Source organism: Kordia zhangzhouensis (genome assembly GCF_001005305.1).
Classification (GTDB): domain Bacteria; phylum Bacteroidota; class Bacteroidia; order Flavobacteriales; family Flavobacteriaceae; genus Kordia; species Kordia zhangzhouensis.
In genome coordinates this window covers 302886-315340 of sequence record NZ_LBMH01000006.1, presented here as the reverse complement: position 1 = coordinate 315340, position 12455 = coordinate 302886, and the positions used below count along the sequence as shown (strand labels likewise).

The 12455-nt window shown below is 35.6% G+C and carries 8 protein-coding genes; 7 read left to right on the top strand and 1 reads right to left on the bottom strand.

From position 1 onward, the window contains the following. Window positions 1-30: 30 nt before the first annotated feature. Entirely contained in the window at window positions 31-1707 is a 1677-nt protein-coding gene (gene gldJ / locus AA088_RS11750; RefSeq protein WP_046745187.1) for a gliding motility lipoprotein GldJ, read from the bottom strand. Between the two features lie 226 nt (window positions 1708-1933). On the opposite strand from gldJ, the gene porU reads away from it, so the two are divergent. The 7 genes from porU to AA088_RS11715 all read left to right on the top strand — a co-directional run bounded on the left by porU (window position 1934) and on the right by AA088_RS11715 (window position 12431). Continuing rightward, window positions 1934-5809: a type IX secretion system sortase PorU gene (porU, locus tag AA088_RS11745; RefSeq protein WP_046745186.1), complete on the top strand. Its 3876-nt coding sequence runs from the start codon at window positions 1934-1936 to the stop codon at window positions 5807-5809. 32 nt (window positions 5810-5841) lie between these two features. Next, window positions 5842-7083: a type IX secretion system outer membrane channel protein PorV gene (gene porV / locus AA088_RS11740; RefSeq protein WP_046745185.1), complete on the top strand. Its 1242-nt coding sequence runs from the start codon at window positions 5842-5844 to the stop codon at window positions 7081-7083. 215 nt (window positions 7084-7298) lie between these two features. After that, window positions 7299-7781, top strand: coding sequence for a cytidine deaminase (cdd, locus tag AA088_RS11735; RefSeq protein ID WP_046745184.1), 483 nt, complete (start codon window positions 7299-7301; stop codon window positions 7779-7781). Between the two features lie 251 nt (window positions 7782-8032). Continuing rightward, window positions 8033-9031 (top strand): pyruvate dehydrogenase (acetyl-transferring) E1 component subunit alpha, encoded by a 999-nt coding sequence (pdhA, locus tag AA088_RS11730; RefSeq protein ID WP_046745183.1) that lies wholly within the window; start codon window positions 8033-8035, stop codon window positions 9029-9031. Between the two features lie 3 nt (window positions 9032-9034). Further along, a complete protein-coding gene (locus tag AA088_RS11725; protein ID WP_046745182.1) occupies window positions 9035-10687 on the top strand; it encodes a pyruvate dehydrogenase complex dihydrolipoamide acetyltransferase in 1653 nt (550 codons plus the stop codon). Between the two features lie 77 nt (window positions 10688-10764). Then, on the top strand, window positions 10765-11715 hold the full coding sequence (locus tag AA088_RS11720) for a M28 family metallopeptidase (protein ID WP_046745181.1): 951 nt from the start codon (window positions 10765-10767) through the stop codon (window positions 11713-11715). Window positions 11716-11750: 35 nt separating this feature from the next. Continuing rightward, window positions 11751-12431, top strand: a complete 681-nt coding sequence (locus AA088_RS11715) for an SDR family NAD(P)-dependent oxidoreductase (protein WP_046745180.1) — start codon at window positions 11751-11753, stop codon at window positions 12429-12431. The last annotated feature ends 24 nt before the right edge of the window (window positions 12432-12455 follow it).

The following is a 12455-nucleotide window of genomic DNA, read 5'->3' as shown; positions in this document are numbered from 1 at the left end:
GGCTTTGATGTTATAGGTGCGCTAGAAAAATTAGTTTCTAGGTCTTTTCTTTCCTTGAGATTTAGAACCAACTCTTGACATAGCACATCTGAATCCAATGTAAGAAGTTGCCATGTATTCAGGGAAAGCTCTTCTTTGTGCAGGATCAATCCAGTAAGCTCTGTCTTTCCAAGAACCGCCTTTGTATACACGAACATTGTCGTCAATTAAAGTTGTTCTAGTGTCTGATTTGTCATACTGTCTTAGCATTCCTGTAGAATCTGAAGAAACTACGTGCTTTGGAGCGTTGTACATGCGTTTTGCATCAGATTCTCCTTCTTCTTCATCTTCATTATATAGGTCAAAATATCTAGAAGATGCTACATCTCCATCACGGTAGTTTCTGTTGTCCGATTTGTCAAAGTTGGTACGTAAATATGTTTCTTTTTCATCAACAGAAACTTCAGCTAATTGTCCAGGAAGGTTTCTTGCTACAATTCTACCATTGGCTAACGTGTCATACTTAATTGTTTCTGTAGATACGATTTCAACAGTTCCTTCATCGTTGATTTTGTTTTTCATGTAAACGTTTCCACGATAGTAGTTGAAATCATTAGCTTCGTCATCAACAATAGGACGATAAACGTCTGCAACCCATTCCGCAACGTTACCAGCCATGTCATATAAACCAAAATCGTTTGGCGGGTATGATTTTACTTCAGCAGTAATATCAGCACCATCATCTGACCAACCAGCAATTCCACCGTAGTCACCTTTTCCTTGCTTGAAATTAGCTAACTGATCTCCACGTCTTTTTCTGTTTCCGCTTCGTGTGAATTCTCCTTTCCAAGGATATTTTTTTCTACCACGTACGTTATTATATTCACGTAATCCGTCTAAACCTTTTGCTGCATATTCCCATTCAGCTTCGGTAGGTAGGCGATACTCTGGTAAAATAATTCCAGAAGTACGTTTTGCATATACGTTTTTATTTGCGTCTGTAGAGTCTTTTGACTTGCTATTAGCTTTTTGAGCAACACGACCTTGGTATTCATCAATGTTGCCTCCGTATGTTTCGCCTGGTTTTGTCAAATATGCTTCAGTGCTGAATGTGCTAGTTGCATCAATACTGTCTGTTTTAACTCCTTTGGCAATATAACCTTCGCGCTCTAATACGGCTTCATTTACTCTGTCAGTTCTCCACTGGCAGAATTGTACTGCTTGAATCCAGTTTACTCCAACTACTGGGTATTGTGCATATCCAGGATGTCTTAAGTAATTGGTAGTCATTGTTTCGTTAAATCCTAAACGATCTCTCCAAACAAGAGTGTCAGGTAGAATACCAGTGTAGATGTTTTTATAATTTTCATTTTCTGGTGGAAAAACAGTTTTTGTCCAATACAAATATTCTGTATACATTAAGTTGGTAACTTCTGTTTCGTCCATATAGAAAGACTGAACGTGTTGTTGATTTGGAGTGTTGTTCCAATCGTGCATAGGGTCATCCTGAGTTTTCCCCATTGTAAAGGTACCACCTTCAATGAATACGAGTCCAGGAGCGGTCTCCTGATCCTTGTATTTTGTGTTGGCTGCGAATCCTCCATCTTTTCCGTCAATACGCCAACCTGTGGCTCTTGAGGTGTTTTTGGATGATGATCTTTTACAGCTAAAAAATCCTAATGAAACTACTGCGACAAGTAGCATAATTTTGAATGTACGCTTTTTCATAGTCAAGACTTGAGTATTGAAAAAAATTTTGGTTTGCAATATAGCAATTAAAGGTAAATTATCAAGTTTTATTTCAAAATTTAATAAGGAGTTTTACCTTCATCACAATTATCAATAGTTTTCTTATAACGACTTCAGTTGTTATTTATTATTCTTAATTTTGTTTTTTTAGAAAAATAGCGAAAACATTGAATAATATTTCAAAGTATTTACCGTTTTAGTTGCAATGAAAAAAAAACTTACTCTCCTTATAGGACTCCTTTTTATAAGTGTTCAAGCGCAAAATAAGCACTTCGATTTGACATGGAGTGACTCGCCCGTTGAATTTTTGAAAGAAAATACAATCACTAAGCTGCCAACGTTTAATGAAGAATATTATGTAAATAATGACGATGGCACAATCAGTTTCATTGCACAATGGAATGATGATCGTTATGTGAATGCAAATTCAATTCGTATTGATAATGTGGTGTATGGCGCTATTTCTCGTGAAAATTTAGGGGCAATCAACAAACAACTATTGCCAACTACTATTAAAGCGAAAATAGTAAACTCTAGTGCTCGTAATAAAAATGCACATATCTTAATAGTGTCACCGCTAATTAACGATAATGGGAACGTTAAAAAAGTACTGAGTTTTGATGTAAGCTATAATTTTTTAGCAAATCGTTCAAATATTGTTGTTAAAAGTGCAGAAGCAATAACAAATTCTGTTTTAGCAAGCGGGAGTTTTTATAAATTCTCGGTTGAAGAATCGGGAGTATATCGCTTAAGTGCTGATTTTTTGAATCAATTAGGATTGGATACAGGAAGTCTTGATCCTAAAAAAATAAAAATCTATGGAAATGGAGGAAGAATGATTCCTTTATTGAATTCTCAAAATGAATACTATGACGTCACAGAAAATGCTATTACAGTAGTTGGCGAAGATGATGGGCAATTTAATGCGCAAGATTATATATTATTCTATGCAGAAGGACCAAAAAAGTGGAATGCAGATAGTCAAACACATATCAATGCTTATACAGATAAGACTTACTATTACATCACAGCAGATGGAACTGCAGATGGAAAACGTATTCCAGAAGCTGTACAACCTACAGGAACGCCAGATGTAACAATTACCGAATATGATGGTTATCAATTCCACGAAGTTGATAATATTAATATTGTAAAACTTGGTAGACGATGGTTTGGAGAAGTATTCAATATAGAAACAGAGCAAACATTCAATTTTACATTACCTAATTTAGTAACGTCAGCTCCTGTTCGAATTGGTATCAAACCTGCTGCGGTTTCTAATGGAACAACTTCCATGACAACAGTTATTAACGGACAACCTGCTCAAAACACAAATGGACAACCAACATTCGCTTTCAGTTTTGCTCCGATTAATGACTCTTCATTTGCAACGCAACATATTGTTTCGGGAGTCTCGCAATTGCAACAAGGATTAATAGAAGATGAAGTAAACCTGTCTTCAGAAAATTTGAATATAACACTCACGTACCAAAATAATGGTATTGCGGGTTCTGTGGCGTATTTAGATTATATTTCTATCTGGTCAAAGCACACACTTACAGGAACAGGAAGTCAATTTACATTTAGGTATAATGATGCACGAAATAGTATGGGAATTGGTGAATATGTTTTCTCTAACGCATCTTCAATAACACAAGTTTGGGATATTACTGATATATGGAATATACGTAAAATTTCAAATGATACTGCGGCTAGTGCCTTTTCATTTACAGCACCAATGGGTGAAATAAGAGAATATATTGCAGTGGATGGCTCACAGTTCTTAATTCCAACAATCGAACCGAATAGCCTAGTGGCAAATCAAGACTTAAAAGGAACTATCTTCAATGATGGCGATGTAGACTATATTATTGTTTCTCCTGATCACTTTACAGTACAAGCAGAGCGTTTAGCTGATTTTCATCGTAATTATTCAGGAATGAATGTGAAAGTTGTAACCTTAACCTCAATTTACAATGAATTCAATACTGGAAATCCAGATATAGGAGCTATTCGTAACTTTATTAAATATGTGTACGATAATGCAAGTAGTTTAGATAATCGACTGAAATATGTTTGTTTTTTTGGTGATGCTTCGTACGATTATAAAAACCGTATTGCTGGCAACTCAAATATCGTTCCTGTATATCATGCGTATGATAGTTTTAACCTAACAAGAGGTTTTATGAGTGATGATTTTTATGGAATGATGGATCAAAATGAAGGAACACTTGCGGTGTCAGACCGTTTGGATATTGCGCTTGGAAGAATGCTGGTTAATGATGTGAATCAGGCTAAAGAAATGGTTGATAAAACACTTACTTATTATAGTAAAGAAGCCTATGGAAGATGGCGAAATACAGTAACGATTGTTTCAGATGATGCGGAAAATAATTCAGACAAAGATTTAGAAGTTGACTTAGATGCACTTGGAAATACAATTGCGCAAGAAAAACCATTTATCAACATTTCTAAAATTCACTCAGACGCCTATGTGCAGCAATCATCTGCTGCTGGTGAGCGATATCCAGAAGTAAATGAGGCAATTAAAGATAATATTGCGCTTGGTTCATTAGTTGTGAATTATTTTGGGCATGGAGGAGAAGACGGACTAGCAGGAGAACGAATTTTTGAAAAAGTAGATTCGCAAGAACTGGCAAATGATTGTAGACTTCCTTTATTTATTACAATTACATGTGAATATACTCGTTTTGATAATCCTCTGCGTGATACTGCAGGTGAATTTATGTTTTGGAATGAAAATGGAGGTGCAATATCTTTACTAACAACAACACGTCAAATATTCCAAAATGTAGGTGTAAGTATTAACGAATTACTAGCTCGTTATCTCTTCTCGTATGGTTCTAATGAATATCAACCAATATCAGAAGCATTGCGTCAAACAAAAAATCTAGTTACAACTAGCAATAAACGTACAGTATTCTACATTGGCGATCCTGCATTAAAATTGGCTATTCCTAAGCCAAGAGTCAATCTTACAGCAATCAACGATGTGCCAATCACGCAGCCAACAGATACATTGAAGGCACTAAGTAGAATAAAAATGGCAGGAAATATTACTGATGAAGCGGGTAATATAATGAATACGTACAATGGAACTGTTTTTTCAACGATTTATGATAAAAAAATTCAAAGACAAACATTAGCAAACGATTTTCCTTTTATATTAGACTTCGAAACATTAGGAGAAATCATCTTTAGAGGAAAAGCTGAAGTAGTAGATGGTACCTTTGAATTTGAATTTGTAGTGCCTAGAGATATTACCATTCCTGTCGGAAATGGTCGTGTCAGTTTTTATGCTGAAAAAGAAGGGGTGTTAGAAGATCACACAGGATTTAATGAAAGTTTCAAAGTGGGTGAGCTTAATGAAGATGCACCAGTAGATAATGAGCCGCCTGTTATTAATCTATATATGAATGATGAAAGTTTTGTTTCTGGAGGAATTACAAATGAATCTCCTTTCTTATTAGCCAAACTCTCTGATGAAAACGGAATCAATACGGCTAGTGGAATAGGTCATGATATAGTGGCCATTCTTGATGGAGATGAAGTAAATCCGTTCATTCTAAACGATTATTATGAGACAGAACTAAATGACTATACAAGAGGAATTGTTAAATTTCCTTTGCGCGATTTAGAAGATGGAACACATACATTATCTCTCAAAGCATGGGATGTGTATAATAATTCCTCAACAACAGAAATACAATTTACCGTTTTCAACGAAAACAACTCGTTAACCATTACAAATGTGTTAAACTATCCAAATCCATTTGTAAGCTATACTGAATTTTGGTTCAATCACAATAGCTCAAGTGAATTAGATATCATGGTGCAAGTCTTTACTGTTTCCGGAAAAGTGGTACGTACACTAGTAGGGAAAACGAACGCTGAAGCTACAAGTAAAGATTATAGCTCATTGTCGAGAGATATTGTGTGGGACGGTAAAGATGATTTTGGAGATAAACTAGGAAAAGGAGTCTACGTATACAAGATTACGGTAAAATCTCCGTTAACTAATCAGAAAGTTGAAAAATTTGAAAAACTTGTAATCCTATAAATAAAACCTATATTTGTTAAAATTTTAACTGAATGAAGAAGCTAATCTTATTTATATTGTGCTTAATTCCAGTAGGAATGATGGCGCAAACTACTGTCACAAACCCAAATGATACACGAGTAATCACAACAGGTGTTCCTTTCTTATTAATTACGCCAGATGCTAGAGCAGGCGGAATGGGAGAATTAGGTGTGGCAACTTCACCAGATACCTATTCACAACAATGGAACCCAGCAAAATATGCGTTTGCTAATGAACAAATAGGAGTGGGGATTAGCTATACACCATACTTAAGTGATTTGGTAAATGATATCTTTTTAGGAAATCTTACATTCTATAATCGTATCAATGAACGTAGTGCGTGGTCGGCTAGTATTAAATATTTTAGTTTGGGTGAAATAGAAATTATTACACAACAACAAGCAGATATAGGAAACTTTACTCCATTAATTGAACGTCCTAACGAATTAGCAATTGATGCTTCGTATGCGTTGCGTTTAAGTGATCAATTTTCAATGTCGGTAACAGGACGTTTCTTGCGATCAGATTTAAAACTTCAATCACAACAAGATGTAGAAGCGAATGCAGCAAGTACATTTGCAGTGGATATTGCGGGTTATTATCAATCAGAGGAAATTGCGTATGACAATTATAACGGGCGTTGGAGAGCAGGATTTAATATCTCTAACTTAGGACCAAAACTAAAATATGACGAATTAGGACAAGAAAATTTCTTGCCAACACAGTTAAAACTAGGTGGTGGATTTGATTTTATTTTTGACGAATACAACAAGCTAGCGGTAAGTGCTGAAGTTAACAAGCTATTAGTGCCTACGCCACCAATTCTCGGTTTTGTTGATAAAGATGATGACGGGAATCAAGACTCTGACGACCTTTCAACTCCAGATGTTGACGAAAGTGAACCAACAATTATTGTTGAAGGACAAGATGATAATGTAGGTTTTGTCTCAGGAATTTTTCAATCGTTTGGAGATGCGCCAGGCGGATTCAGTGAAGAGTTAAAAGAATTTACATGGGCATTAGGTGCAGAATATTGGTATCAAGATTCATTTGCATTGCGAGTTGGATACTTTAATGAAAGCGAAATCAAAGGAGCAAGAAAGTTCTTTACATTAGGAGCTGGTTTCAAATACAGTGCTGTAAAAATTGATGTTTCCTATCTATTCTCAGCTTCAAAAGTGAGAAATCCTTTAGAAAATACCTTGCGCTTTTCTTTGACATTCAATCTTGGAGAAACCTATGATGAATTCTAGAATTCTATAAAAACACATAAAAAAACCTTTCAAATAATACTTTGAAAGGTTTTTTTATGTCCAATACTTATCTTTTTGCGATTGTTGACAATGACTTTAAAGGGAATCGACATACTGTAATGTAAATAGTTCTACATTCCATAAATAATTTAGTATCTTTCTAAGCTGATTTTTTGTGAATACAAAACAAAAAACGGAGAGTAAACAAATTTCAGATGCAAGAAATAAAAATTACGACAATACTTACGTGTTACGATCATATAAATGAGTTGCCTCAGCAGACACAAAAATTAATGGAACATGCGGTTGAAGCTAGAAAAAATGCGTATGCTCCGTATTCTAATTTTAGAGTTGGAGCTGCTTTATTACTAGCCAATGGGGAAGTAGTTACAGGGAATAATCAAGAAAATGCTGCGTATCCTTCAGGGCTATGTGCAGAACGAGTTGCTATATTTCATGCAGGAGCTAAATATCCAGGTGTGCAAATTAAACAAATTGCCATCACCGCTACGTCAGATCTTCATGTAAATAAAACTCCAATACCTCCTTGTGGGGCGTGTAGACAATCTATTGCAGAATATGAAATGCGTCAAGATGAAGCTATTGAAATTTATTTCATGGGAGGCGAAGGGAAAATCATGAAATCCAATTCTTTAAAGGATTTGTTGCCGTTGGTTTTTGATAAAACATATTTGTAAACTTTAAAAAACTAACAAAAAAATCATTTGCAGCAGAGTAAAATAACATATGTAATTAAAATTCTATTTTTCTCAAACGTTTTCGAATGAATATTTCATGTTAAAAGCACGATAATTTACCGCTACATTTTTTCCCTTCTTATTAAAATAGTATTTTTGTTATTTGTATAAGAAACAAACAACAAGAAGCTATAAACCTTAAAACGGAATTGTCAACAGGAAACAAGACAAGGACAACCAATTTGAAATAAATGGAAAAAATCACTAAAGAAGTATACCTCAAATGGTATGAGGATATGTTATTTTGGAGAAAATTTGAAGATAAGTTAGCCGCTGTATATATTCAGCAAAAAGTGCGAGGATTTCTTCATTTATACAATGGTCAAGAAGCTGTCTTAGCAGGATCATTACACGCAATGGATTTGTCAAAAGACAAAATGATTACAGCGTATAGAAATCACGTGCAACCAATTGGTATGGGCGTTGATCCAAAAAAAGTAATGGCAGAACTATATGGAAAAGCTACTGGGACATCTCAAGGTCTAGGAGGTTCTATGCATATCTTTGCGCCGGAAAATGGATTTTATGGAGGACACGGAATTGTAGGAGGACAAATTCCTCTTGGAGCAGGGTTAGCTTTTGCAGATAAATATTTCAAAAGAGATGCGGTAACACTTTGTTACATGGGAGATGGAGCGGTGCGTCAAGGTTCTCTTCATGAAACCTTCAATATGGCGATGAACTGGAAACTTCCGGTTGTCTTTATTTGTGAAAACAATGGGTACGCAATGGGAACTTCCGTAGAAAGAACCGCAAATCATACAGATATATGGAAACTCGGTTTAGGGTATGAAATGCCTTGTGGTCCTGTTGATGGAATGAATCCTGTAAAAGTGGCAGAAGCAGTATATGAAGCTGTTGAACGCGCTAGAAGAGGTGATGGACCTACATTTTTAGAAATGAAAACCTATCGTTATAGAGGTCATTCTATGTCTGATGCACAACACTATCGTACAAAAGACGAAGTGGAAGAGTACAAAAAAATTGATCCAATTACGCAAGTAAAAGAAACTCTTCTAGAAAACGAATACGCAACTGAAGATGATATTGCAGCAATGGATAAACGTGTGAAAGATTTAGTAAGAGAATGCGAAAAATTTGCAGAAGAATCACCTTATCCAGCGAAAAACGTAATGTACGATACTGTGTACGAGCAAGAAGATTATCCATTTTTACCTCATAAACTATAAAATATGGCAGAAATTATAAACATGCCAAGACTTAGTGACACTATGGAAGAAGGTGTCGTGGCATCATGGTTAAAACAAGTAGGAGACAAAGTAGAAGAAGGAGATATACTGGCTGAGATTGAAACGGATAAAGCAACGATGGAGTTTGAGTCCTTCCATGAAGGAACTTTGTTGTACATTGGTGTACAAGAAGGAGAAACTGCACCTGTTGATGCCTTGCTAGCTATTATTGGAAAAGAAGGAGAAAACATTGACGGACTAATCAATGGTGGCTCCAATAATACAGAACAGAAAAGCAAAGTTGCTGAAGAAAATATGGCAAGCGAAGAAATAAAAGAAGAGCCATCTTCTGAAAGTGTAAAAATGCCCGATGGAGCTGAAGTAGTTACAATGCCGCGTTTGAGCGATACTATGGAGGAAGGAACAGTAGCAACTTGGTTAAAACAAGTAGGAGACAAAGTAGAAGAAGGTGATATTTTAGCTGAAATCGAAACAGATAAAGCAACGATGGAGTTCGAATCATTTTATGAAGGAACTTTATTATATATAGGAATTCAAGAAGGTGAAACTGCTCCAGTTGATAGTATTTTAGCAATCATCGGAAAAGAAGGAACAGATGTAGATGCGGTGTTGAATGCAGCTAAATCTGGCGGAAGTTCAAAGAAATCTTCAAACAAAGAAGAAACTGGATCGATAGAAACTAAAGTTGTTGAAGAATCTCAAGAATCAGCATCAAACCAAGGAAAAACAGAGAGTTCTAACAGTCGTATCATAGCTTCTCCTTTAGCAAAGAAAATAGCAGAAGATAAAGGAATCGATTTGTCAAAAGTAAAAGGAACAGGAGATCATGGACGTATCATAAAGCGTGATGTGGAAAACTATCAACCTGTAACGGAAGCTAAACCAACTCCTGCTAAAGAAACTCCTATAGCAAAAGAAACTTCGGCTCCAGCACCATTTGTGCCTGCAGGCGAAGAGAGTAGTGAAGAAGTGAAAAATTCTCAAATGCGTAAAACGATTGCACGTCGTTTAGGGGAGTCAAAATTCTCTGCACCTCACTACTACCTAACGATAGAGTTAGATATGGATAATGCAATCGCTTCTCGTAAAACGATTAACGAAATTCCAGATGTAAAAGTATCATTCAATGATATGATTGTGAAAGCTTGTGCAATGGCATTACGTAAACATCCACAAGTAAATACCTCTTGGAATGGAGATACAACACGTTACAATAAGTATATTCATGTTGGTGTAGCCGTAGCTGTTGATGAAGGGTTGTTAGTTCCTGTATTGAAATTTACCGATCAAATGAGTCTAACAACTATAGGAAGTCAAGTGCGTGAATTAGCAGGAAAAGCAAGAAACAAAAAGATTTCTCCTGCGGAAATGGAAGGAAGTACATTCACTATTTCAAATTTAGGAATGTTTGGTATTCAAGAGTTTACTTCTATTATCAATCAACCTAATTCTGCAATTCTTTCAGTAGGAGCTATTGTTCAAAAACCAGTAGTGAAAAACGGTGAGATTGTTGTAGGAAACACAATGAAAGTTACCTTAGCATGCGACCATAGAACTGTAGATGGGGCAACAGGAGCGCAATTCTTACAAACTGTAAAACAGTACGTGGAAAACCCTGTGACCATGCTAGCTTAATAATATATCATCATAAAATCCCACGTGAGTGGGATTTTTTATTTTTTAGAAATAATCATCAATCAAAAAAAAACACTATGAAACATTTTGCACACTATGTCGCTCTCTTTTGTTTAAGTTTATTGGTTTTTTCATGTAAAACCAAAGAAATAATTATTCAAGCAGAAGAAGTTGATGATATTGTAACGTACTTAGCTTCCGATGAATTGGAAGGAAGAGACACAGGAAGTGAAGGTATTGAGAAGGCGGCTATCTACATTGAAAACTACTTTAAGGGGTTAGGAGTAAAACCTTATTTTGACACATACAGAGATAATTTTACGGTCAGAGGAAAAGAAGCATACAATGTTATAGGATATTTAGAAGGAACTGATCCTGTGCTAAAAGATGAATTTGTAATATTAGGAGCACACTATGATCATATTGGATATGGAGAAGCAGATGGAGACGATACAATTGCTAATGGAGCAAATGATAACGCAGCAGGTGTGGGTACTGTAATGGCAATGGCAAAGTATTTTGCAAAAACTAAAAGTAACAAACGAAGCATTCTCTTTACATTATTTTCTGCGGAAGAGAAAGGATTATTAGGGTCAAAATACCTTGCAAAAACCTTAAAAGAAAAGAATATAGATCTTTACATAATGCTTAATTTTGAAATGGTAGGTGTTCCGTTGGTAGATAAAGATTACATAGCCTATGTGACGGGATTTGATACATCGAACCTTGCAGAAAAGATGAATGAATATGCAGGAAAGAAAATTGCTGGGTTTCTTCCAAAAGCAGGTGAATACAGATTGTTTATGCGTTCTGATAACTATCCGTTTTTTCAAGAGTTTGGAGTGCCTTGCCAAACATTTTCAACATTTGACTTTACCAACTTTCAACACTATCATAAAGTAGGCGATGAAGCAGAAAAGATGAATTTCAATCATATGGCGAGTTTTGTAAACACTTTCATTCCAGCAGTAAAAAAAGCGGTTAATGCGCCTACAAAAGAAATCTTACTGAATTCTTCAGCAAAATAAATATCCTTTGATAGAGTAATCAAAAAATAAGAAAGATGAAAAACATCATCATTACTGGTACGAGTAGAGGAATTGGGTTTGAATTGGTACATTTATTTGCTACTGCAGGACACAATGTATTGGCACTTTCTAGAAATGAAAAACCAATTTCAAATCTAACCTATGACAATATTACTTCTTTTGCTTTTGACTTGACTAAGCAGGAAGATTATCAGCGAGTTACGGATTTTGTAAAAGATAATTGGCAACAAGTTGATGTGGTAATTCATAACGCAGGAGCTTTGCTTAATAGAGCTTTTTCGGAAACGACTATGGAAGATTTTGAATGGATATACAAAGTAAATGTATTTGGAGTCGCCGAATTGAGTCGTGTGTTGTTACCTTTTATGGTTGAAGGAAGTCATGTGGTAACAATTAGTTCTATGGGAGGTATTCAAGGAAGTATGAAATTTCCAGGATTGGCGGCCTATAGTTCTTCCAAAGGAGCTGTTATTACTTTAGTCGAATTATTGGCAGAAGAACACAAAGATCAAGGAATCGCTTTTAACGTTCTAGCGTTAGGAGCTGTGCAAACAGAAATGTTGGCAGAAGCCTTTCCAGGTTATAAAGCGCCACTATCAGCATTGGAGATGGCAGAATATATTTTTTATTTTTCGCTTAACGGAAATAAATATTACAACGGAAAAATACTGCAAGTATCTAGTTCGACTCCATAAAAAAAGGAAGCTAAACAGCTTCCT